The 22,511-nt window shown below is 40.6% G+C and carries 21 protein-coding genes; 16 read left to right on the plus strand and 5 right to left on the minus strand.

The annotated features are described in order from the left end of the window. Positions 1-4: 4 nt before the first annotated feature. The 4 genes from ACQY4U_RS11165 to ACQY4U_RS11180 all read left to right on the plus strand — a co-directional run bounded on the left by ACQY4U_RS11165 (position 5) and on the right by ACQY4U_RS11180 (position 2,280). The gene (locus ACQY4U_RS11165; protein ID WP_428329489.1) at positions 5-418 is read left to right on the plus strand and encodes a FixH family protein; all 414 of its coding nucleotides are present in this window, start codon (positions 5-7) and stop codon (positions 416-418) included. After that, positions 415-1,092 carry a sulfite exporter TauE/SafE family protein gene (locus ACQY4U_RS11170; RefSeq protein ID WP_428329490.1) on the plus strand — a complete coding sequence of 226 codons (678 nt, stop codon included), beginning with the start codon at positions 415-417 and terminating at the stop codon, positions 1,090-1,092. Before ACQY4U_RS11165 ends, ACQY4U_RS11170 begins: the two co-directional genes overlap by 4 nt. Positions 1,093-1,102: 10 nt before the next feature. Continuing rightward, positions 1,103-1,846 carry a YoaK family protein gene (locus ACQY4U_RS11175; RefSeq protein ID WP_428329491.1) on the plus strand — a complete coding sequence of 248 codons (744 nt, stop codon included), beginning with the start codon at positions 1,103-1,105 and terminating at the stop codon, positions 1,844-1,846. An 83-nt stretch (positions 1,847-1,929) separates the two neighbouring features. Further along, positions 1,930-2,280, plus strand: a complete 351-nt coding sequence (locus ACQY4U_RS11180) for a hypothetical protein (RefSeq protein ID WP_428329492.1) — start codon at positions 1,930-1,932, stop codon at positions 2,278-2,280. Between the two features lie 62 nt (positions 2,281-2,342). Here the strand turns inward: ACQY4U_RS11180 and hemN are convergent, their stop codons facing one another. Further along, on the minus strand, positions 2,343-3,701 hold the full coding sequence (hemN, locus tag ACQY4U_RS11185) for an oxygen-independent coproporphyrinogen III oxidase (RefSeq protein WP_428329493.1): 1,359 nt from the start codon (positions 3,699-3,701) through the stop codon (positions 2,343-2,345). Between the two features lie 200 nt (positions 3,702-3,901). Between hemN and ACQY4U_RS11190 the strand changes: the two genes are divergently transcribed. From ACQY4U_RS11190 to ACQY4U_RS11225, 8 genes are all read left to right on the plus strand, one after another. Beyond that, positions 3,902-5,263, plus strand: a complete 1,362-nt coding sequence (locus ACQY4U_RS11190; protein ID WP_428329494.1) for a L,D-transpeptidase family protein — start codon at positions 3,902-3,904, stop codon at positions 5,261-5,263. Next, positions 5,260-6,132, plus strand: coding sequence for a universal stress protein (locus tag ACQY4U_RS11195; RefSeq protein ID WP_428329495.1), 873 nt, complete (start codon positions 5,260-5,262; stop codon positions 6,130-6,132). Before ACQY4U_RS11190 ends, ACQY4U_RS11195 begins: the two co-directional genes overlap by 4 nt. A 154-nt stretch (positions 6,133-6,286) precedes the next feature. Continuing rightward, positions 6,287-6,895: a YceI family protein gene (locus tag ACQY4U_RS11200; protein WP_428329496.1), complete on the plus strand. Its 609-nt coding sequence runs from the start codon at positions 6,287-6,289 to the stop codon at positions 6,893-6,895. Positions 6,896-6,920: 25 nt separating this feature from the next. Continuing rightward, positions 6,921-8,291 (plus strand): hypothetical protein, encoded by a 1,371-nt coding sequence (locus ACQY4U_RS11205; protein ID WP_428329497.1) that lies wholly within the window; start codon positions 6,921-6,923, stop codon positions 8,289-8,291. A gap of 3 nt (positions 8,292-8,294) precedes the next feature. Continuing rightward, positions 8,295-8,879: a YceI family protein gene (locus tag ACQY4U_RS11210; protein ID WP_428329498.1), complete on the plus strand. Its 585-nt coding sequence runs from the start codon at positions 8,295-8,297 to the stop codon at positions 8,877-8,879. Positions 8,880-8,901: 22 nt separating this feature from the next. After that, a complete protein-coding gene (gene adhP, locus ACQY4U_RS11215) occupies positions 8,902-9,936 on the plus strand; it encodes an alcohol dehydrogenase AdhP (RefSeq protein ID WP_428329499.1) in 1,035 nt (344 codons plus the stop codon). Between the two features lie 91 nt (positions 9,937-10,027). Next, positions 10,028-10,891 (plus strand): universal stress protein, encoded by an 864-nt coding sequence (locus ACQY4U_RS11220; RefSeq protein WP_428329500.1) that lies wholly within the window; start codon positions 10,028-10,030, stop codon positions 10,889-10,891. A gap of 94 nt (positions 10,892-10,985) precedes the next feature. Further along, positions 10,986-11,288 carry a BON domain-containing protein gene (locus ACQY4U_RS11225; protein ID WP_428329501.1) on the plus strand — a complete coding sequence of 101 codons (303 nt, stop codon included), beginning with the start codon at positions 10,986-10,988 and terminating at the stop codon, positions 11,286-11,288. Between the two features lie 39 nt (positions 11,289-11,327). Here ACQY4U_RS11225 and ACQY4U_RS11230 read toward each other — a convergent pair whose 3' ends face one another. From ACQY4U_RS11230 to ACQY4U_RS11245, 4 genes are all read right to left on the minus strand, one after another. Continuing rightward, complete coding sequence (locus ACQY4U_RS11230; RefSeq protein WP_428329502.1) at positions 11,328-12,380, minus strand: response regulator; 1,053 nt, start codon at positions 12,378-12,380, stop codon at positions 11,328-11,330. Continuing rightward, positions 12,377-13,564: a PAS domain-containing sensor histidine kinase gene (locus ACQY4U_RS11235; RefSeq protein WP_428329503.1), complete on the minus strand. Its 1,188-nt coding sequence runs from the start codon at positions 13,562-13,564 to the stop codon at positions 12,377-12,379. The genes ACQY4U_RS11230 and ACQY4U_RS11235 overlap by 4 nt, the downstream gene beginning before the upstream one ends. Before the next feature lie 117 nt (positions 13,565-13,681). Further along, a complete protein-coding gene (locus tag ACQY4U_RS11240) occupies positions 13,682-14,134 on the minus strand; it encodes a pyridoxamine 5'-phosphate oxidase family protein (protein WP_428329504.1) in 453 nt (150 codons plus the stop codon). A gap of 130 nt (positions 14,135-14,264) precedes the next feature. Beyond that, positions 14,265-16,271, minus strand: coding sequence for an HRDC domain-containing protein (locus ACQY4U_RS11245; protein ID WP_428329505.1), 2,007 nt, complete (start codon positions 16,269-16,271; stop codon positions 14,265-14,267). A 191-nt stretch (positions 16,272-16,462) separates the two neighbouring features. Here ACQY4U_RS11245 and ACQY4U_RS11250 point away from each other — a divergent pair, with 191 nt between their 5' ends. From ACQY4U_RS11250 to ACQY4U_RS11265, 4 genes are all read left to right on the plus strand, one after another. Beyond that, positions 16,463-17,386 (plus strand): NADP-dependent oxidoreductase, encoded by a 924-nt coding sequence (locus tag ACQY4U_RS11250; RefSeq protein ID WP_428329506.1) that lies wholly within the window; start codon positions 16,463-16,465, stop codon positions 17,384-17,386. Positions 17,387-17,468: 82 nt separating this feature from the next. Next, positions 17,469-18,518, plus strand: coding sequence for a tRNA 2-selenouridine(34) synthase MnmH (gene mnmH / locus ACQY4U_RS11255; protein WP_428329507.1), 1,050 nt, complete (start codon positions 17,469-17,471; stop codon positions 18,516-18,518). After that, positions 18,518-19,555 (plus strand): selenide, water dikinase SelD, encoded by a 1,038-nt coding sequence (gene selD / locus ACQY4U_RS11260; protein ID WP_428329508.1) that lies wholly within the window; start codon positions 18,518-18,520, stop codon positions 19,553-19,555. Before mnmH ends, selD begins: the two co-directional genes overlap by 1 nt. A 380-nt stretch (positions 19,556-19,935) precedes the next feature. Then, the gene (locus tag ACQY4U_RS11265; protein ID WP_428329509.1) at positions 19,936-22,506 is read left to right on the plus strand and encodes a phosphatidylglycerol lysyltransferase domain-containing protein; all 2,571 of its coding nucleotides are present in this window, start codon (positions 19,936-19,938) and stop codon (positions 22,504-22,506) included. Positions 22,507-22,511: the final 5 nt, after the last annotated feature.

Below are 22,511 nucleotides of genomic sequence, written 5' to 3' on the forward strand. Positions count from 1 at the left end.
AGTTATGAACTGGGGGAAAGCAACCGTATTAATTCTGATCGTATTTGTACTGTTTATAGGCAGTATGAGCTTCTATATGTTTATCTCACCTAAAGATGAATACGATCATCAGTATTATGAGGATGGTATAAATTTCGATCATGATTATAACCGTGAGGCGCAGGTAACCAAGGATCATGCACAGCCTGAAATAAAAATTACTGCAGATTCAATTCTGATCACATTTCCGCAGGCAGTGGCAGGGAACCTAAAGCTGATGAGGCCATCAAGCGATGCGCCGGATAAAAACTACCAGTTAGCAGGTAATGTCACTGCAATCCCAATAGCGCAAATGGTTAAAGGTAAATGGCAATTGATATTTGACTGGCAAAGCAACCATAAGGCATACCTTTATCACCAGGAAATTTATATAAAATGAGCAGTAATGAGATCGCTTTTTTTATTGGCTTATTTGGCAGCGTACATTGTGTAGGTATGTGCGGGCCACTTGCCCTTGTCGTGCCTTCTTTTCAAAATAAATGGTGGCTCATTATTGCAGATAAATTACTGTACAATTTTGGCCGCATTATTACCTACACCTTTTTAGGCTTCCTGATTGGCTTTGCTGGTAAACAGCTTTGGCTTTCGGGCTTGCAGCAATGGGTAAGCGTAGTAAGTGGGATATTGATATTGTTGGCAGCCCTATCACGATTATTTAAATTTCACCTAACTGGCAGTAAACTATTATTATCGGTAAACCGCCTGTTAAACTATGCCCTTCGGCACAAAGCAGGGCACCTGGTAGTAGGTATGTTAAATGGATTTTTACCCTGTGGCTTTGTATACCTTGCGCTTATTGGTGCTATAAATACAACATCGCCATTTGCGGCTTCGGCCTATATGTTTTGGTTTGGCATGGGTACTTTTCCGTTAATGCTATTGGCAATGGTAAGTGGCGGGTTTGTGGGGCCGGTAATTCGCAAACGAATTAATAAAACAATGCCATACCTGATGATTTGTTTAGGTATCTGGTTCATTTTAAGGGGGATGGATTTAAATATTCCATACCTTAGTCCGCAAAGGCAATCCTCGGGCATCGGTGTATGCCATTAATTAAATCAGCATGTTAAGACATCTGGGTACCAAACGAACTTACAGGCATAACGTTAGGTTAGCTTCCTTATTGGGGATGACTGCCGGGTTTGTAAATGCAGCCGGATTTTTAGGCTTTGCGGTACTTACTACCAACGTAACAGGGCATGCCGCCTTATTTGCAGAACGCATTGCAATGGAAGACTGGAAAACAGCACGTGTTGTGGCCCTGTGGATGTTTCTGTTCCTTGCCGGTGCTTTTGTATCAGGCCTTATAGTTTCAAGGATAGGGCGAAACCAGCGCTTTTCGTACGTGATTCCCATATTAATAGAAATAGTTATCCTGTTGGCTGTTAGTTTTTTTGGTTATAGGTATGACCATAGCCTGGTTGCAAAAGAAGTTTTTGCCGGGAGTTTACTATTTGCAATGGGCCTGCAAAACTCGCTGGTTTCGCTGGTATCGGGCTCCGTTGTCAGAACTACGCATTTAACCGGAACATTCACTGATCTGGGTATTGAACTGGCCCAGGTATTACAAAAAAACCGGGAGGATAAAGCCGCCCTAAAATCAAGGATCAGGCTTCGTTCGGCCATTATTTTCTTTTTTATGGCGGGTGCTGTGGGCGGGGCATATCTTTACCGCCGCCTTGCTTTTCATGCGTTTCTTATCCCTGTGTTATTGTTGTTGCTTACGCTTATTTATGATGTTTTAAGGATCACCGTGCGCCGTTATTACCAGCATCTTCATATCAGGCCAAACAACATTGAAAAATGATTACTGTCATTTTTTAGGGAGATAGTGATCATGGTACAGCCTTTTTTAATGGGCCATATTTGTATCAACAAAAACATACTAACATGGCAACAATTAAATTAAACGCTGCTGAAAACTGGAGCGTACCAACAACAGCCCGGGAACAAAATATTTCAATAGGGACTAAATTAATGAGCTTGGCAGATAGCCAGGCCGATCATAAAACTTTGTGGTTTATGGTTTCACTAATTGTACAGGGGGTATTATTCCTGCCCATACCGGCCGCACTTATCTATTATTTTAATGCACCGGTATTGATAGTGGCTATAACGCTTACTCTATTTTTTGCTAACGTAATTGCCGGCATGGGCGGCGCAGGCATCAGGACATTGCTTGCTTTCTTTTTTGGGAGCGTGCTTATCCACCTGTTGATGCTTGCAATATTTATCCTCTAATTAAATAAATTAAAAAGACATAAAAAAGGGGTTTAGCATTAAAGCTAAGCCCCTTTTTATTATTATAAGCTCATGCTAAATTGCTGGCTCTCTGGTTGTGCTTTCCATAAGCGTTCATCCAGCGCCATGCAAATGTTCCTTAAAAAATTCCTGCCTTGTTTAGTTACCTCAAGCCCTGATACATGCAGCTTGATCAGTCCATCGGCAGCAAGCGGCTCTAACCGTTCAATTGCAGTTAAAATAAAGGTTTCTACAGTCGTATCCCAGGTGGTAATGCCGCGACACATGATATTCAGAATATGCCTGCGAATGATCATATCCTCGCCGGTTAATAAATGTCCCTTTAATATCGGCAGCTTGTTTTCATCAATCAAACGCAGGTAATCATCAACAACTTTAACATTTTGTGAAAACGCAGTTCCGGCATCGCTAATGGACGATACACCCAACCCGATAAGTAATTGCGTATGATGATGGGTATAGCCCATAAAGTTGCGGTGTAGCTTTCCTGATCTTTCAGCATTAAAAAGTGTATCATCAGGTAAAGCAAAATGATCCATCCCAACCTCCAGGTACCCATGGTTTTTTAATAGCTCCCGTCCTGTTTCGTATAGCAATGATTTGGCCGCTGCATCGGGCAGGTCGTGCTCGGTAAAACGGCGCTTGCCCGGTTTTAGCCAAGGCACGTGCGCATAACTGTAAAATGCTATACGTTCGGGCTTAAGCTCAGCAACTAATTTAAGGGTTTGGGTTAATCCCGCAAACGTTTGCAGGGGTAGCCCGTATATCAGATCGTAATTGATAGATGTATAACCAATGCGCCGGGCTTGCTGCGTTATTACCTGTACCTTTTCAAAGCTTTGCTGCCTATTAATGATGAATTGCACTTTGGGGTCAAAATCCTGTATACCCAGGCTTAATCTTTTAAACCCGAGATCATAAAGCGTTTCTAAATGGTCAATGGTTGTATTATCCGGATGGGCTTCAAAACTAAATTCAGCCTGCGGATGAATGGCTGCACCATTTAATATACCCTGTATCAGTAATTGCAAATTATCGGCACTAAAAAAAGTGGGTGTGCCGCCCCCTAAATGCATCTCACGTATAACAGGAGTTTCATCCATTAGCTCCTTATACATTTTCCATTCTTTAAGTATCGCATTAATATAAGGCACTTCAACGCGGTGGTTTTTGGTGATGCGCGTATTGCAGCCGCAATAAGTACACAAATTTTCGCAAAAGGGAAGGTGAATATACAAACTGATGCCACCTGCACGGTTGGTTAACTCAAAAGTTTGCGTAACAGCCTGTTCCCAATCAAATATGTTAAAGTTAGCAGTATCCCAATAGGGCATGGTAGGATAGCTGGTGTAACGCGGCGCGGCCACATTATATTTCTCGGTAAGATTTGCAGGATTCATAACACAAACCTATCCCAAACCCCCTGCTTTTAAAATGAGCAGGATCAGGCGTAAAAGTGATTGCTGTCATTAAAAATTTGTTATATATGGCTGACCTTTAGCCTATTAAATATTAAACTATGGAAAGCTGTTTTATACTTAACTGCATAACAAAAAAGGTAGCTGTTTTATGCTGCCTGTTGCTTTTATCACTTAGTAGTATGGCAGCACAAGTTGCCGATACCTCTGTTGCCGCAGCAATAAAAGCGCAGCTATCAGCCAGTAAATTTAAACTTTATTACCCCAATGCTGTAGTAAATTTCTATAAGCAAACGGGTTATAATTTAGCATGGGTTGCACCCGATACAGTTAAAACCAATGCCTGGGAAGCTATGCTTTTATTGGATTGTGTGATCCAGTATGGTTTAAACCACGTAGATTACCACCCGAAGCAACTTGGGTATGATGAACTTCATGCAATAAGCAATCACTTTAATGGCGTTGGCAATGCCGAAAAGGCCTGTTATGATATACTGCTAACCGATGCCCTGATCGCTTTGATGAATAACCTACATTATGGCAAACTGAACCCCGATTATCCGGCAAACAAAATTGATGCAGAAAATAGTTTGGGTTTTCAGGCAGGAGCAGTACTCATCAGATCTATAAGCAGCAGGGATTTTATGAGCACCGTGATCAGCGTTCAACCTCAAATAAAACAATACAAAACGCTGCAATACCACATGCACCTTGCTACCGGATTATATACCGGCGACTGCTACGAAACCCCCGAAGAAGATATAAGGCGAATGGCCATTAATCTGGAACGATTGCGCTGGATGAATAGTACCGATAGTGTTTATATCCAGATCAATATCCCGTCATATACCTTGTATTTCCACCAGCCGGACACCACCTACCAGTTTAAAGTGATAGTAGGGAAACCTGCAACACCATCGCCAACATTGCAAAGCGCCATTACTTATTTTACAACAGCACCCGAATGGAAGGTGCCAGCTTCTTTATTTAAAAAGGAGCTGTTGCCAAAAGCATTGAAGGACACCGCATATCTCGAAAATAATCACTTTGCGATATATGACTATAAAGGAAATTATATAACGGCCAGCATCCAGAAATTAACTGAGATACGGCAACACCCGGCAAATTATTATGTAAGGCAATCATCAGGATGTGATAATTCTTTGGGGCTCATTGTTTTCAGGTTCCCTAATGTTTTTGATGTTTACCTGCACGATACACCAGAACAACAGCTTTTTGGCAAACCTGAACGGGCCTACAGCCACGGCTGTATCCGGGTGGAGCATGCCGGGAAACTTGCCGCACTTTTGTTGAAAAACGATGGCTCTGCCGGGCAGATAGCAGCAATGAACAAGGATATGAATACCTACCGTACCAAAAATTTCTCCTTAAAAAAGGCAGTCCCCATCAAAGTAACTTACCTAACCTGCGAGGTAAAGGATGGCCTATTGATCAGTTATAAAGACATTTATAAACTTGATAAAAGCCTTGAAATGGCTTTATATAATAAAGAACAATCATTCGCAATTCATTTAAAACCATGAAAACTATACTTGTACTAACTGATTTTTCAATCAATGCAACCTATACGGCTCAATATGCACTGGAGCTTGCACAAAAAACAAAGGCTAACCTGTTGTTCTGCAATGTTTATACTATACCTGCTAATGAACGCCCTGATGAACCCAAAGCCTGGCCGATAGCTGAAGCAGAAGAAAGCAGTATCCAGGATTTAAGTGCGATGGTTTACCAGCTAAAAGATGAGTTGGATAAAGAAGAAGATACCCAGTGCTTCAGGCCCGATATTGAGCAATATAATGGTGAGGGCAGCATTGCCGACCGCATAAAAGATATTAGTAACAAATACCAGGTTATCCTGGTGATAATAAGTAAACATAGCACCATACATACAAGCGCTTTGTTTGCTAATAACCATGCCCGGGCTATTATTGAAAGCGCAGGTTTCCCGGTATTGGTAATTCCATACCAGGTGCGTTTTAAGCCTTATAAAACCATTGCTTTTGCAACAGCCATGAACTACAGCGATATTGATGTATTGCAATCCCTATGCGGATTAGCTGAACATAGCAAATCTAAAATCCTGATCACACATATTGTTTCCCGAAATACTGAAAATGAATCTACGGTAAAAAAATTCTTTTCGCAGATACCAATGAAAATTAACTATCCGGGTATAATTTACAGGGTAATAAAAAGCAATAGTGTGATAGATAGCCTTAAACAGCTGATGTTGAATACTGAAATTGATCTGCTGGTGATGGTACATTGTAAAACTACCTTTTTAAGGCGTTTATTTAACAGCAGCATAGCACAGCGGCTTGCACTTTATTCGGGTAAACCCTTACTTATTTTCCCTTGTGCACAAGTGCGGCAGGTATTACCTGTTTTTTAAGCAAAGGATAACAGTAATGCCCATCGCCACTTAAGTGACGATGGGCATTTTCTTTTCTAAATATAACGCTTAAGGGTCACTTTACTTACCAACCACCATCATTTTTATAGGCTGTTGCTGGCCATACATTTGTCAGTAAATCAACCATATAGATATGAAAAAATTAAACAAGTATAAAGTGATCGTCCCGGCGATGGTGGCTTTAATTACCATCTTAACAGTGCCAACATCATTAAAGGCACAAGGCAATTATAAACTGGCAGAAGGTACGGCTGCATCGGTTAAAGTATTGGGTTCATCAAACGTTCACGACTGGACAATGACCGCAACCGCGATGGAAAGCCAGGGCGACTTTAAGTTGGAAGGAAATGAACTTAAAGGGCTTTCAGCACTAAGTTTCAGCGTGGCTTTTAAAAGCCTTAAAAGTGAGCATGAATCAATGGATAGCAGGACTTACAAATCTGTAAATGCTTCAAAATATCCCAATGTTGCTTATAAGCTTAATTCTGCAATGGTAACCGCTACTGAGAAAAATAAGTACCTGATCAAAACAAAAGGCGAATTAACCATATCCGGCATTACCCAATCCATTACTATGGATGTAACGGCGGTAATTAACGCGGATAATACCATTACCTGCACCGGGGCTGAAAAAATAAAGCTAACCGATTATGGAATTAAACCACCAAGCTTTATGCTGGGTGCCATGAAGGTAGCTAATGACCTTACCATACAATTTACACTCATTTACAAAAAATATTAAACACAATTTCATTAATCAAATTACCATGAAAACAACATATACAAGTTTATTGCGCACACTATTTATTGCTGCGCTAAGCATTTCCCCTTTTTGCTTAAGGGCGCAACAATCCAGCCTGCAGTTTTTCAGGCCTAACGATCAGCGGGGCATCAATATATTTGAAACCGGCAAGCAGGATACCGTAGCTTTTACGGGCTTAAAAGTAAAAATAGGCGGAAACTTTGAATTGAGTTTTCAAACACTTAGGGATCAAAACACAGCAATCTACGCAACAAAAACAGGTTTTAGCGGCAATGTAAACAGCCTGATAAAACTTACAGATGGTTTTAACCTGCCAATGGCCAACCTTAATGTTGATGTACAGTTAGCAGATGGAATAAGGCTTAACCTTACCTCGTACCTGGCCACAAGGCACCATGAGGATACTTGGGTTAAGGGTGGTTATATACAGTTTGATAAGCTGACCTTCTTACATAGCGATTTGATTGACCAGATCATGAAGAGTTTTACGGTTAAGATAGGGCAAAATGATGTTGATTATGGTGATCAGCATTTCAGAAGATCAGACGGTGGCAATACCATTTATAACCCCTTTGTAGAAAACTATATAATGGATGAGTTTGCTACCGAAACAGGTGCCGAAGTTTATTATCACCATCCATCTGGCTTATTCCTGATGGGCGGCGTAACCAATGGCGAACTAAATGAAACAGTTGTTGCCCCTGTAAAAATTGATTCAGCTACAAAAAAGGTTAATCAATATGCGCCTGCTTTTCACGGAAAGATTGGGTTTGATAAACAGCTTAATGCCGATACAAGGATCAGGCTTTCAGGCTCATTTTACAGCGTAAGCAGCGCTAACAGCAGTACCTTATTTGGCGGCGACAGAACTGGCTCACATTATTATTATGTAATGGAAAACCAAAATGTTGCCAACGGAACTACGCTCTCAAATGCGGTTGACTACAGTCCATTTTCTGGAAGGTTTAACCCGGGTTTCAGCGAAGAGGTACATACTTATATGGGTAACCTGTTTTTGAAATACAAGGGGCTTGAATTTTTTGGCACCTATGAAAATGCCAAGGGAAGGTCAATTACAGAATCAACCAATCGCCGGGCAACCCAATATGCGGCAGATGTGATTTACAGGTTTCCTGAAAACAAAGAGAACTTTTGGTTAGGCGTAAGGTACAATACTGTTACCGCTGCATTGCAGGGCATTACTCCCGATGTAACTATCAACCGTACAGTTGGCTCAGCAGGCTGGTTCATGACCAAAAATATTATGATGAAGGTTGAGTATGTGAACCAGGTTTACAAAAATTATCCAGATACCAATATTCTTAACGGCGGTAAGTTTGACGGCGTAATGCTTGAAGCTGCAATTGCATTTTAAAGCATGAAATACCAAGTAGTACTGATGATCCTATTCTCCTTAATTGACAGTATGTCCCAGGCTCAAACTAATAAATGGGTGGTTATGGAAAACAGCACACTTAGTGTTAACGGTAGTACCAACGTTAATAAGTTTGCCTGTGATGTTTTGAAATGCGATAAGGCAGATACGCTGACCATTTATAAAAGCAAAAAAGAAATAACACTAAGCGGTTGTGTAAGCCTTAAGGTATTAAGTTTTGATTGCCATAAGGATATGATGACCCACGATCTGCGTAAAACACTTAAAGCAAACCAGTTTCCATATTTACAGATCAGGTTTTTATCTATCATAACGCAGCCTCAACTTACTGAAAAGCCCTCGACAGTAACAGGCATGGTAGAAATAGAAATTGCAGGGGTGAGGAAGCGTTTTGATGTTAATTATCAAATAGCAATTGATGCCGAGGGGGTTATCTGCCTGATGGGTTCAAATCCTGTTAAGTTTTCAGATTTTGACCTGGTACCTCCCAAAAAGCTGGGTGGCCTGGTTAAAGCAAAAGATCAGCTTTCCGTTGCTTTTGAACTACGGATGAAAGCTATTATGTAAACAAATTTAAATCGACCATAAAATGATACCAAAAAAAATGAAAGCCGCTGTGATCCATGAATTTGGCGGCCAGTTACATATTGAAGAAATGCCGGTTAAAGAACCAGATGAAAATCAAATATTAGTAAAGGTAATAGCCTGCGGCGTATGCCATACAGACCTGCACGCCTGCCAGGGCGATTGGCCAGCCAAACCTAAAATGCCATTAATTCCGGGTCACGAGGCATTGGGTTATGTAGTGGCTTTGGGGCATGGGGTAAAAAATGTAAAAGAAGGCGATGTAGTGGGTGTGCCTTGGTTATATAGCGCCTGCGGGTGCTGTGATTACTGTTATACAGGCTGGGAAACACTTTGCGAAACTCAGCAAAATGGCGGCTACAGTGTTGATGGTGGCTTTGCCGAATATGTAGTAGCTGATTCGCGCTATGTAGCACATTTTCCACCAAATATTGATTTTACGGCAATGGCACCAATTATTTGCGCAGGGGTAACCGTGTATAAAGGGTTAAAAGAAACAGAAGCTAAACCCGGAGAATGGGTTGCAATCTCGGGCATTGGTGGCCTGGGGCATCTCGCGGTTCAGTATGCCAAAGCAATGGGGCTGCATGTAGCTGCTATTGATATTGCCGACGATAAATTAAAATTGGCAACCAAATTAGGTGCCGACCTGGTTGTAAATGCCACAGAGCAGGACCCGGGTGCATTTTTGAAAAAAGAAACAGGCGGTATGCACGGTGTGTTGGTTACTGCTCCATCGCCTATAGCATTTAAACAAGGGATCTCTGCCTTGCGCAGAAAAGGAACCATTGCGTTAAATGGCTTACCGGCAGGCAGCTTTGACCTGCCAATTTTTGAAACCGTAATTAACCGCTATACAGTTCGGGGTTCAATAGTAGGTACCAGGAAAGATATGGAAGAGGCCATATCCTTTGCACTTGAGGGCAAGGTAAAAGCAACGGTGAGGCCAACCAAACTCGAGAACATTAACGAGGTTTTTGACGAAATGAAAAAAGGGGAGATTGAAGGCCGTATCGTGCTTGAAATAGCAAAGCCCTGAGCACGGTTTCAACATCATATAATTTGATGACGATTGTCATTATTCAGGTGGCTCGCAATTGCCACCTTTACAGCAGGTTATAATAAACGCAATGAAAAAATTTCTCTTTCCAACCGATTTTTCAGCCAACGCCATGCATGCGGCGGTATATGGATACAGCCTGGCACGCCAGGTAAAGGCCAACATTATTTTGTGTAATGCGGTTATAGTGCCGGCAGAAATACCACAGGCTGGTATGGTTGCCTGGCCTATGGAAGAATCAGACCTGCTGCTTAAAGATAGTAGCAGCGAACTTAAAAGCCTAAAATCACATTTAGAGCCAGTTTCTGGCGGCGAAGGTTTTAAACCGGGCATCAGCTATCTTAATGGATCAGGGACGGTGGTTAATGTGATTAATCACATTGTTGAGAGCCAGGAAATTGACCTGGTAATTATGGGCACGCATGGTAGCAGTGGTTTAACAACATTGCTACTGGGCAACCATAGCCGCGAAATGATTGATAATATTGCTGCGCCGTTATTACTGGTGCCACCTAACGCCACAATATCAGCCATAAAAAAAATAGCTTTCGCTACTGATTTTACGCGACCGCAGGATGACCTTGAGTGCATTTACAAATTAATTACTCTGGCCCGGCCACTTAATGCTGAAATATTGCTTACACATATTTATGATGAAAAAAGCCAATCGCCTGAATTTAAGAAATGGGTGGCAGACTTTATTACTGAACTATCCAATAAAGCCAATTACCCTAATATTTATTACAGGTTTGTTAAAAGCCGGGATACTAAACCCGGGTTAGACTGGCTTTGTGAGCATGGCGATATTAATATGCTGGCTATGGTACATCGGTCGCATAGTTTTATGGATAGCCTATTCAGGGGAAGTCAAACTCAAAAAATGGCTGCTCACATACCTGTTCCATTATTGGTATTCCCGGTAAAGGCGGTGTAAATTATTGATGTAAAACTATCCGGATATGATCTGCATCATTATTTAATCCATTAAGAAAGTGCAACTTCGGGTCTTGATAAATGCTAAATATTGAATGAAAAATAATAGTGAATTAAATAATGAATTTAATGGTGTGCGCAGTTTAGATTTTGCAATTATAGGTTTAGATGCCTGCCAGGCAAGTAAAACAAACGATGAGGAAATTGCTGCTAAAATAATTGAGTTGCTGAATAAAAATTGGATCCCTGCCTTAAAATTAAATATTATGGTTAAGGATGGGTGGGTTAATATAGATGGCGAATTAAGATGGAACTTTCAAAATGATGCTGTGAAAAAAATAATATGCAGCATAGCAGCCGTAAAAGGTGTAACCAATAATATCACTGTTACAGTATAAAGGTTTGAGTTTAACAGGATTCCAATACCCCGGTATTAATTAGTTTTTCATTTTACCAAGGCTTACTAAGTTAAGCAGGGTAATAATACTGGCCTTTTTATCAATCAGGCCTTCTTCTTTAAAATCTGATAAGGTACGGCTAACTGTTTCAGTAGCCATGCCTGCCATAGCAGCCAGATCTTCCCTGCTGATGCGGATATTTGGATTATTATCTGCTTGATGACTGTAAAGCCGGAGCAAGGCAACTGCCATTTTTTTCCGGACAGACTGATAGGCCAGCTGCAATAACTGCTCTTCTTTTTCCCTTACATTATTGGCTAAAAGTTTAATAAACTCCCGGGCAACATTAGGGTATAAGTTTATCAGCTGTTCAATCTGATCTTTGGGTATCAGGCATAGCAAGCTATCTTCCAATGCGGTTGCAGTATCAGTGTAGGCTTCGTTAGATAGGATAACATTTACCCCCAGGTAATCTTCGGCCTTGTACATACCTGTCATTAACTCGCGGCCATCTTCTGATAGTTTGATGGTTTTTATTTTACCATTTATAACCAGATACAGGCCATTCCCTGTGTCACCTTCACTATAAATAATCTGGTTCTTTTTAAATTGCTTGGTTCTGCGCTCCTGAATTATCTTTTTCAGTACGGCTAAACCATCATTTTTTGAAACTATTGTATTTAAGTTATCAAGCGACTTGCTGTAAAAACTCAGCTGTGTTTCTTTTTTCTTTAACCTGCTTTCAATGGCATTCAATAGCTCCATATCATCAAAAGGCTTGGTCAGGTAATCGTCTGCACCCATTTCCATGCCTTTACGCATATCAATGCGTTCGGCCTTTGCAGTTAAAAATATAAAAGGTATAGCATTTGTTTCCGGGTTTTTATTCAGCATGTATAACACACCATAACCATCAAGTTCGGGCATCATAATGTCGCACAGTATAATGTCAGGTATATGTTTAGTGGCCATTTCAACACCTGCTTTTCCATTTTTAGCGCTCTGTACTATGTAGCCTGCTAACTCTAATATTTCAACAATGTTATCTCTAATATCATCATTGTCTTCAATAATCAGTACTTTTTTGCTCATGATTTTGGAAATGTAATGGTGAATAAAGTTCCCTGATTAATGCTGCTCTTAAAATTAATTGTTCCGTTCATCAGTTCGGTATAACGGGCAACAATATTTAGCCCCAGGCCAGTCCCCGGGATGGTACCGGTATTATGTGCGCGGAAAAATGCTTCGAACAAATGTTTCTGATCAGTTTCAGGGATACCAATTCCGTTGTCTTTTACGGTAATATGGAAATGGTCCTTATTGATCTCTGTATTAAAGGCGATCAGCGTGTTTTCGCCCGAATATTTGATGGCATTGGTGATCAGGTTATTGATACAGTTTTTGAGCAGATTTTGATCTGAGTTGATAATTTTCTCTGCCCCGGTATGGTGGTAAACAATATTCTGGTCCTGCTTGGCCAGCAGCTGCATTTCCTGCGTGATCTCTTCTGAAAATTTAACTAAATCGAAATTGCTGTAGTTAGCTTCCTCTTTACCTGATTCAATTTTTTCGAGCGACAGGAAGTCATTCAAAATTGAGGTGAGGTTCAATACTGCGACCTTTATTTTATTAACATGCTTTGAAATATTTGATGAGTTAAATGATTCTGCATATTTTTCAATTAGCGACGCCGATAACACAACAGAAGTTAAAGGCGTACGAAACTCGTGCGATGCAATGGATACAAACCGACTTTTAAGCAGGCCAAGTTCTTTTTCTTTTTCTAAAGTAACGCTGATCTCTTCCTTTGCATTGCGCAGTGCCCTTACGGTTTCTTTTAACGATAGGGTGCGCTCTTCCACCAATTCTTCCAGGTGCAGGGCATAATCTTTCAGCCGTTCTTCAGCTTCTTTTTCTTTGCTCAAATCATGTATAAAGCCGGTATAGATCTTTCTGCCAGAGTATTGCACTTCGCTCAATCCTAACCTGAATGGAAATATAACGCCATCTTTCCGTAAGCCCTTTACCTCACGGCCTATGCCGATAATGTGCGCTTGCCCGGTGCGTTTGTACCTTTCCAAATATTCGTCATGCACTTCCTTATCAGGCGGGGGCATCAGGATAGATATGTTTTTGCCGATCACCTCTTCGGGCGTATAACCAAATAACTTACATGCTGATGGATTGATCAGCTCTATTTTTCCGCGGTCATCAATAGTGATGATCCCGTCTATAGCATTTTGGATGATAGCAATTAGCAGATTAGCATTTTCCATAAAGGGGAGGCTATTATAAAAAATAGATAAATGCAATATTAACAAAGCAAACGGGATAATGAATGATTAAGTTAAGGTTAAAATTAATAACGCTTTAAACGCGGGCAGATAAACTATTTACCGGTTTTCAAATCTCCCGGTTTTACGGCTGATGATTATCTTGTATAAGATCAACTCTAATGAGGTGCCCACTTCACTTTCTCGTGATACAAAGCCATGCGATGGTGGTGTAAACTCATCGCCGATAAGGGGCATTATCTTATTACTTATCTTTTGCATTACATCCTGTTTTTCACCCATTTCAGTAATTTCTTCAAATCTTCCCCAGGCTATAACACTCTGCCAGCTGGTCATGCTTAAAATCTCATCTGCTTCAAAACATACTTCCGGGTTTTTACGCATCATATCAATTTTCATCCCTTTGGCAGAGTGGGCGTAAATGCATTCTCCATCATAAATATAATTAACCGGAACCACATAAGTTAACCCATCAAAGTGGCAGCCTATACGGCCAATCACTTGTTCTTTTAACAGGGTTTCCATTTCAGAGTTGTTTAGTTCGCCTAACATTTTGCAGTGATTTTAAATAAATCATTTATTGTATAGGCAAAGTTCAGGTATCATTAATCCAATCCTAATGATGTTAAACAGCGAAAAATATGATATTGGTCACTTATTAGAGAAAATGATAATGAAAACGTTAAAAAAACAAGTTTCCCTGTTCAGTTTCCGGGCCTTGCAGTTCCTGCTGATAAGTGCGGATCAGTAAAATAAGCTCCGAACCATATTGCGTAGTTTTCTGTGGACCTACACCTTTAATTGCACTTAAAGCTTTTAGGGTGGCAGGTAGCTTTTCGGCAATTGTGGCGGCTGTTTTTTCTGATAATACCATGTTGGGCATTAGTTTTTCATTTTGGGCTGTTTGCTGCCGCCACTCAAGGATCTGCTCATAAAGTTTCTCGTTGGGTTTGGCATTTAATGCCTTAACATAAGATCTGGATTGATCTGCATTGGCTTTGGCCAGCGCGTTTTTTTTGGCATTAAGATAAACATCAACCCCGAATGGATCATTAGCAAAATGCTCCATTAAGCCGATCCTTACAATCAGCCAATATAAAAGCTGATCGGCTTTTGCGGCCCCTTCTTTGGATTGGCCGATCAGGGAAGGGATTTGCGCATACAGGCTTGCTACCGCTTCACTTAAAACGGTTAAAAAATATGCTGACGCTTTTTGAATGCGGGCAGGATCATTGATTTTGAGCTGCCGGGTAGATTTTTCTGCTACGCTGAGTACCTTAGTTTGAAGATCAGGCAGCAGGTTTTCAAACTCGCTGATCCGGCTTTTTAATCCAGTAAAATTAAATAGTTCGGTTAACAGGAACTGCGCGTATAATTGCCTGTCAGCTTCCAGTCTTTCTCTATCAGCTTTCAAGTGCTGTGCCTGTTCATTAAAGCGGATAACGGCTGGGTCGCCAATGATGTTTTGTGGTGCTATCGGATTGCGAAGCACCATGCCCGATAGTGTACGGCAGCGGCTCAATGCTACATAGGCCTGCCCGTGGGCAAAAGCCTCGCTTACATCAATAATGGCATTATCAAAACTTAGGCCCTGGCTTTTATGAATAGTAATGGCCCATGCCAGCTTTAAAGGGAGTTGAGCAAAACTACCCGCATTAGTTTCGCTGATCTGCTCATCTTCCAGTTTGTATTTGATATTGCTCCACTCCAGTGCTTCAACAGCTAATTCTTTACTATCAGGGCCGCATTGTACAAATACCGTATCGCCGGCTATACGGGTAATGCTTCCTATCTTCCCGTTGTAAAACAACTTTTCGGCCGAGCTGTCATTTTTAACAAACATCACCTGTGCACCGTTTTTAAGCTTTAAATCGGTTTCAGTAGGGTAGGCATCTTTAGGGAAATCTCCGCGTATCTTAGCCTTAAATTCAAATTCCTGCCCTGCAAGCGCTTCTAAAAATTCGCCGTTTATCTGCTGGGCAATACTGTTATGCGTGGTTAGCGTAATATAAGGTTCTGCTGTATCTGGCTTAAAATTTGGTTGGTAACGGGCATTTAATATTTCTAAATTTTCGGGGCTTACTGCCTGGTTACGTACCTCGTTCAAAATATCAACAAAGGCCTGCTCTTTTTGGCGGAAAACATGATCCAGCTCAATGCGTATATAAGGCGTTTTTTGCAGCACAAGGCTGCTGAAAAAATATGGGCTGGCATAATAACGGTTCAGCATAGCCCATTCCTCCTCGCGGATAATAGGGCTTAACTGCGACAGATCCCCTATCAGCAGAAGCTGCACTCCGCCAAATGGTTCAACTGATTCCTTTATATTTCTTAATACCAAGTCGATATGATCCAGTACATCGGGCCTAACCATACTCACCTCGTCAATAATCAGCAGTTCTAAATTATATAGCAGTTCTTTTTTATCGGGGCTGTAATGCGCTTCGGGGCGGGTATTCCCACCAGGGATAATGGGCCCAAAAGGAATTTGGAAAAAAGAATGTATAGTCATCCCACCTGCGTTGATTGCTGCAACACCTGTGGGTGCAATTACTGCTAATTTTTTCCTGGCTTCCTGCTTTATTTGCTGCAAAAATGTGGTTTTGCCGGTGCCTGCTTTTCCCGTTAAAAAAACTGAAGTATTAGTGAACTCTACATAATCAAAGGCCAATTGCATCAACGGGTTCATGCTGCAATTTTAATCATTTAAAAATCTTTGATATTAAAATATCTTATTTTTTACTTCTTTTATATCGGGTTATGTACAGCTGAAAAAATATAAATAAACAATCAAATAAATCCATTCAATTGCTTAGTTAAAGGGTAATAATGAAAACATTAAGGTTAAATACTTTGTTAAATGTTTAAACTCATAAAAATATGAAAGCGATAGAATTTACCGCCTTTGGCGATTCAAGTGTTATCAAGTTGAACGACGTTGAGCAACCTATTCCCAAAGCCAATGAAATATTAATAAAAGTAGCCGCCACTACGGTTAACCCAATAGATATGAAAGTACGCTCAGGAGCTATGCAGCAGCAGATGCCGGTAAAATTACCCTATATTCCCGGATCTGATGTTGCAGGAACAATAGCCGCCGTTGGACCGGGTGTAGAACGCTTAAAAGTTGGCGACCGCGTTTTTGCCAGCACTTTTGGTGGTACTTATGCAGTTTATGTTGTATTAAAAGAAGAGCAGGCTGCTATAATTCCTGATGGTATAAGTTTTAATGAAGCCGCTGCCTTGGCCGTTCCGCTGGTTACCTCTTATTCTTTTTTGGTAGAAGGCGGCGAATTAAAGGTTGGCCAGCATGTTTTAATACATGGGGCTGCTGGTGGCGTTGGTGGTGTTATGGTTCAAATGGCTAAAGCGTTGGGTGCCTATGTAATAGGTACAGCATCGGGCCAGGGGCTTGAATTGGCCAGTTCTTTTGGTGCCGATGAAGTGATTGATTATAAAAAGCAAGACTTTACCCAACTTGTAAAAGATGCTGACCTGGTAATTGACCTTGCCGGTGGCGAAACGCTGGCTAAATCATTTGCTGTAATTAAAAAGGGTGGTAAGTTACTAAGTGCTGTTATGCCACCATCAGAGGATTTGGCTAAACAATATAACGTTACGGCAGCGTTCATATCCTCAGCCCCTTCCCACAAAAAATTAGAATATGGCGCTAAAATGGTTGAAGAAGGAAAGATTAAAATACAGATTGCCAAAGTATTTAAGCTGGAAGATGCCGCAAAAGCACAGGATCTGCTTTCGGCAGGGGGCTTAAATGGCAAGGTAGTGCTCGAAGTTAATGAGTAATGCAAAAAGTGTTTAAATACACCGCTGTTTTAACCAGGATATTTATACGGTAGTTTAATTACTACCGTATATTTACCACACAATGGTGAAGCCAATTTTAATTAAAGCCTTTTTGCAATTGAAAGCCGATATTGCATTGCTTGATGTGCGCACACCTGCCGAATTTGAGCATGGCCATATTCCCGGCGCACATAACCTCCCTTTATTTAGTAATGACGAACGGGTTAAGGTAGGCACAACCTATAAACAGGTGGGCCGCGAAGAAGCAATACTTTTAGGGTTTGATCTTACGGGTTCAAAGTGGTCGGGTTTTATTAAAGATGCTTTACTTATAGCCCCCAATAAAAAGATAGCCGTACATTGCTGGCGCGGCGGTATGCGCAGCGGTGCAATGGCCTGGGCGCTTGATTTATATGGATTTGAGGTTTATGTTATTCAGGGTGGATATAAAAAGTACAGGGCTTGGGTACATCAGCAATTTGAAGCAAAATATAAGCTGAAGGTTTTAGGTGGGATGACCGGATCAGGCAAAACAAAAATACTGCATCAGCTTAAAGCTATTGGCGAACAAATGATTGACCTGGAAGACCTTGCCCAGCACCAGGGTTCATCTTATGGCACCATGAATAAAATGACGCAGCCGAGCCAGGAACAGTTTGAAAATAATTTAGCCAATGAGTTAATGGCATTGGATGCTGCACAGTCAATATGGGTAGAAGATGAAAGCCTGACCATCGGTAAGCGTTCTATCCCTAATTCGTTCTGGTACCAGATGCGCGAAGCTGCGTTGATTGATTTGAAAGTTGATCTGGAGCATCGTGTAATATCATTGGCTGCTGAATACGGTAGCCTGGATAAAGATTTTCTTGCCGATTGTACCGAACGAATCCGCAAACGCCTCGGCCCGGAGCAAACTAAAAATGCGATCATAGCCATTAGGGAAAACCGGATGGAAGATTTTATCCGCATAGTTTTGGTGTACTATGATAAAACTTATCGTACCGGTTTAAGCAAACGCAATGCAGACCGTGTGTTTTCATTGGCTATTAAAGGTACCGATCATGCAAGTCATGCAAATCAAATTTTGTCTTTTACATCAACTATTCCCTCGCCTCAACAGGCTTTATCATAATGGAAACAGCAATAAAACTTACTCAATATTCACACGGTGCGGGTTGCGGATGCAAAATTAGTCCGGCTATTTTAGACAAGATCTTACACAGCCCTATAGCTGCAATACCCGACCCACGCCTGCTTGTAGGGAACGATAAACGTGATGACGCGGCGGTTTTAGATTTGGGCAACGGTACAGCACTCATCTCCACAACAGATTTTTTTATGCCTATTGTGGATGATGCTTATGATTTCGGCCGGATTGCATCGGCTAATGCCATCAGTGATGTATATGCAATGGGGGGTAAGCCAGTATTGGCAATTGCCATATTAGGCTGGCCCATTGATAAGCTTCCACCCGAGGTAGCGCAAAAAGTATTGGAAGGTTCAAGGGCAGTTTGTGCAGAAGCAGGCATTACTTTAGCCGGCGGGCATAGCATTGACTGCCCCGAACCGGTATTTGGTTTGGCAGTTAACGGAATAGTAAATATTGCACAGCTTAAGCAAAATTCAACAGCAAAGGCAGGTTGCCGGCTTTATCTTACCAAAGCATTGGGGGTTGGCATCTTATCTACTGCTCAAAAGCGCGGTGTATTACTGCCTGAAGATGCAGCTATAGCTTTAAAAAGCATGACCACCCTTAATAAGTTAGGCGAAGCATTCGGACAGATGGATTATGTAAAAGCCATGACAGATGTTACCGGGTTTGGTTTATTAGGTCACCTATCTGAAATGTGCGAAGGGAGCGGCCTGTCGGCAGTAATTGAGTTTGATAAAGTACCAGTTATACCTTCCCTTAAATACTATCTTGATAAAAAGTGCTTGCCGGGCGGTACACAGCGCAACTGGAACAGCTATGGAGATAAGATAGGTGCGATTTCCGAAGAGCAAAAGTATATTTTGGCCGATCCGCAAACCAGTGGTGGGTTATTAGTAGCTGTAGAAGAAGCAAGTGCCCATGAGTTTGAATCATCAATGATAAAAATGGGCCATCAGTTAAAACCGATAGGCTGGTTAAAATCAAAATACGAACCGCAGTTGATCACTGTGATATAAGGAGTTTTTAAGTAATCGAATTTGCTTAAGGATTAAAGATGCAAAGCGTGTTTTACACTACTGTTGCTATTTTAAATGGTATCCTTTTTTTATTATAGCCCATTCATTATGTGCCTGCTGTAGCACAGTAATTTATCTGTTTGTATTCTTTTATATGGATTTTAATGTGCTTTGCAGGTGGATTAAATTTATTAACCGTTAAACGGATTTACTATAATATAAAAGGAGTGGATCAGCCATTATTAAACTTATTATTTTAATGTAAAACTATATTGAAAGTAAAAATATACTTTATTAAAATATATTCCTTTTGTAGTTTTTACCTTTGAAACATTACTGATCCCTTCAATTGACGGGAGTTTGATTATGTTTTCGAATACATGTTTAAAAAGTTACTTATAAAACCCAGGTTATACCTGAGCGAAATTACTGGTGTACTGTTACTAATCCTTGCAATTTATTTTATCCGCAGCCAGGGAGAGGAACTTAAAAATGTAGGTAATTACCTGCGTTCGGGTAATCCCTTGTGGATTATTGCAGGCGTTATATTTACAGTAGTATACATTGGTTTACAAGCCCTTATGTACCAGGCAAGTTTCAGGGCACTTCAGTTAAAATTAAGCCTCTGGAAATCAAGTGTACTTTTCTTAAAAAGAAACCTTATCAGCATCTTTTTGCCGGGTGGTAGCATAACCTCATTAGCTTTTTTTACAAAAGATATTCAAAAAGAAACCAGCGAAGAAAATCGCAACCGGATTCATTTTGCAAGTTCTATTTATGGTTTTACGGGCATTGTATCCATAATTATTATTTCAATACCGGTTTTAACCTATTTAACCTTAAGTGGCGATAGCTGGAAAAATGCCAACCAGGCGGTAGCTATTGTTATTTTCTTACTGATATTAATGCTGTACGCTTTAACTTCTTTTTTCAGGAAGGGCTGGGTGTATCGCTTGCTAAACAGGTTCATACCTAAAATAAACACTGAGTTTAAAGATCACCCTGATTTTAAGTTATGGTTTTCGCTGGTAAACGTTTACGCAGTATTGATAGATCTTGCAGGAGTGGCACACCTGTACATTGCAATGCTGGTTATGGGAGCCGATGCCAGCTGGAAAATAGCTTTGATAGGGTATGTGATAGCTACTTTAATATTGGTAGTATCTCCATTTTTAAGGGGGATAGGTGCCATTGAGTTTTCGCTTACGGTAATATTAAAGCATTATGGATATTCAACTTCTGAGGCGGTAGCCATAACACTTATATACCGCTTGTTTGAGTTTTGGCTCCCGGTATTTGCAGGCATTGTAAGTTTTGTGCTCAGGAAAGGTAACATGGTGCTCCGGGTTATACCTGCCCTTATGCTTTTAGGATTAGGGCTCATCAATATTATTTCGGTATTAACACCATCGTTAGGCTATAGGGTTAGGTTATTAAAAACCTTTTTACCTGATGGTACCATCTCCGTATCCAATTACCTGGTATTAATAATTGGCTTACTTCTTATTATTACATCCACCTTTCTTTTTAAAGGCTTAAAAAATGCATGGCGGTTTGCCATGTTATTATGTGTTTTGTCCTTAATAGGAAATATAACCAAGGCAATTGATTATGAGGAAGGCCTACTGGCGCTTATTGTACTTTTAGTACTTTGGTTTACCAAAAAACAATATTACATAAAGCATAACATACGCCTGCAAACCATTGGTATTGAAACTTCCCTGTTAATTTTCAGCGGGATTATTATTTATGGTGTTACAGGCTTTTATTTTTTGGATAAAAGGCACTTTGGTATTGATTTTCACTTTCTTGATTCTGTTAAGCATACCTTTTATAATTTTATTTTGCTGGATGTTAAGGACCTAACTCCACGAACAAAATTTGCCTCTGTTTTTTTAAACACCATTCGCATCAGCGGTACATTATCAGTCGGCCTTGTTTTTTTTACTTTGCTGAAACCTTACTTTATCAGCATTAATCATGATAAAGAAGATTTTATTAAAGCCGGTGATCTGATTAAAAAATTAGGTTCCTCGCCGGTTGATTATTTCAAAACCTACGAGGATAAATTACTCTATTTTGGTAAGCGGCGCGAAGGCCTAATCTCTTACCGCATGGCAGGTAGTTTCGCTGTGGTGTTGGAGCAACCGGTTTGTGCAAACCGGCAGGACGAAATGGCGTTACTTGAAGAGTTTGAGGAGTTTTGCATGGAATCGGGTTTACGATCAGCCTATTATCGTGTAGAAGAGGAAAGTCTTCATCTTTTTCAATTGCTCGGTAAAAAATCGCTCATTATAGGGCAGGAAGCTATAATTGATCTGGAAAAATTCAGCCTGGAAGGAAAGAATAAAAAATCTATGCGAAATGGATTAAACAGCCTTCAAAAAAATGGATTCAAAACAAATATTTACCATGCGCCCATAAAGGATGGCTTACTGCAAAAGCTTGAATATGTATCAAACGATTGGCTTAAAAGCACCAACCGCGAAGAGATTGTATTTACACAAGGTATGTTTGACTGGGAAAAGCTAAAAAATCAAACCATTATTACGGTTGAAAATGAGGATGAACAGGTTTTTGGCTTTTTAAATATCATCCCTGATTTTGCACCGGACGAAGCAACTTACGACCTGATAAGAAAAAGCAGCGAAGCACCGGGTGGCGTTAACGATGCGCTTATTGTAGCCTTAATAAACTACTGTAAGTTAAATAATTATAAATACCTAAATTTAGGTTTAGCGCCTTTATCAGGAATTGACCAGGCAAAAGATCTGCCCGAAAAAACTTTAAAGTTTGCGTACGAAAAGCTTCAGCAGTTTAGGCATTACAGGGGACTCAGGGATTTTAAAGAAAAGTTTTTACCTGCGTGGCAAAATAAGTATCTGATCTACGAGAACCATTACGATCTTATCAGTTTACCAAATGTGCTTAATAAAGTAATGAAACCCTGATCTTC

It is taken from the genome of Mucilaginibacter sp. (assembly GCF_965277465.1).
Taxonomy (GTDB): domain Bacteria; phylum Bacteroidota; class Bacteroidia; order Sphingobacteriales; family Sphingobacteriaceae; genus Mucilaginibacter.

Bases quoted from the DNA above. Each gene is read 5' to 3' on its own strand.
- ACQY4U_RS11165 (WP_428329489.1), top strand. From the start codon at position 5: ATGAACTGGGGGAAAGCAACCGTATTAATTCTGATCGTATTTGTACTG.
- ACQY4U_RS11170 (WP_428329490.1), top strand. From the start codon at position 415: ATGAGCAGTAATGAGATCGCTTTTTTTATTGGCTTATTTGGCAGCGTA.
- ACQY4U_RS11175 (WP_428329491.1), top strand. From the start codon at position 1,103: ATGTTAAGACATCTGGGTACCAAACGAACTTACAGGCATAACGTTAGG.
- ACQY4U_RS11180 (WP_428329492.1), top strand. From the start codon at position 1,930: ATGGCAACAATTAAATTAAACGCTGCTGAAAACTGGAGCGTACCAACA.
- hemN (WP_428329493.1), bottom strand. From the start codon at position 3,701: ATGAATCCTGCAAATCTTACCGAGAAATATAATGTGGCCGCGCCGCGT.
- ACQY4U_RS11190 (WP_428329494.1), top strand. From the start codon at position 3,902: ATGGCAGCACAAGTTGCCGATACCTCTGTTGCCGCAGCAATAAAAGCG.
- ACQY4U_RS11195 (WP_428329495.1), top strand. From the start codon at position 5,260: ATGAAAACTATACTTGTACTAACTGATTTTTCAATCAATGCAACCTAT.
- ACQY4U_RS11200 (WP_428329496.1), top strand. From the start codon at position 6,287: ATGAAAAAATTAAACAAGTATAAAGTGATCGTCCCGGCGATGGTGGCT.
- ACQY4U_RS11205 (WP_428329497.1), top strand. From the start codon at position 6,921: ATGAAAACAACATATACAAGTTTATTGCGCACACTATTTATTGCTGCG.
- ACQY4U_RS11210 (WP_428329498.1), top strand. From the start codon at position 8,295: ATGAAATACCAAGTAGTACTGATGATCCTATTCTCCTTAATTGACAGT.
- adhP (WP_428329499.1), top strand. From the start codon at position 8,902: ATGATACCAAAAAAAATGAAAGCCGCTGTGATCCATGAATTTGGCGGC.
- ACQY4U_RS11220 (WP_428329500.1), top strand. From the start codon at position 10,028: ATGAAAAAATTTCTCTTTCCAACCGATTTTTCAGCCAACGCCATGCAT.
- ACQY4U_RS11225 (WP_428329501.1), top strand. From the start codon at position 10,986: ATGAAAAATAATAGTGAATTAAATAATGAATTTAATGGTGTGCGCAGT.
- ACQY4U_RS11230 (WP_428329502.1), bottom strand. From the start codon at position 12,380: ATGAGCAAAAAAGTACTGATTATTGAAGACAATGATGATATTAGAGAT.
- ACQY4U_RS11235 (WP_428329503.1), bottom strand. From the start codon at position 13,564: ATGGAAAATGCTAATCTGCTAATTGCTATCATCCAAAATGCTATAGAC.
- ACQY4U_RS11240 (WP_428329504.1), bottom strand. From the start codon at position 14,134: ATGTTAGGCGAACTAAACAACTCTGAAATGGAAACCCTGTTAAAAGAA.
- ACQY4U_RS11245 (WP_428329505.1), bottom strand. From the start codon at position 16,271: ATGAACCCGTTGATGCAATTGGCCTTTGATTATGTAGAGTTCACTAAT.
- ACQY4U_RS11250 (WP_428329506.1), top strand. From the start codon at position 16,463: ATGAAAGCGATAGAATTTACCGCCTTTGGCGATTCAAGTGTTATCAAG.
- mnmH (WP_428329507.1), top strand. From the start codon at position 17,469: ATGGTGAAGCCAATTTTAATTAAAGCCTTTTTGCAATTGAAAGCCGAT.
- selD (WP_428329508.1), top strand. From the start codon at position 18,518: ATGGAAACAGCAATAAAACTTACTCAATATTCACACGGTGCGGGTTGC.
- ACQY4U_RS11265 (WP_428329509.1), top strand. From the start codon at position 19,936: ATGTTTAAAAAGTTACTTATAAAACCCAGGTTATACCTGAGCGAAATT.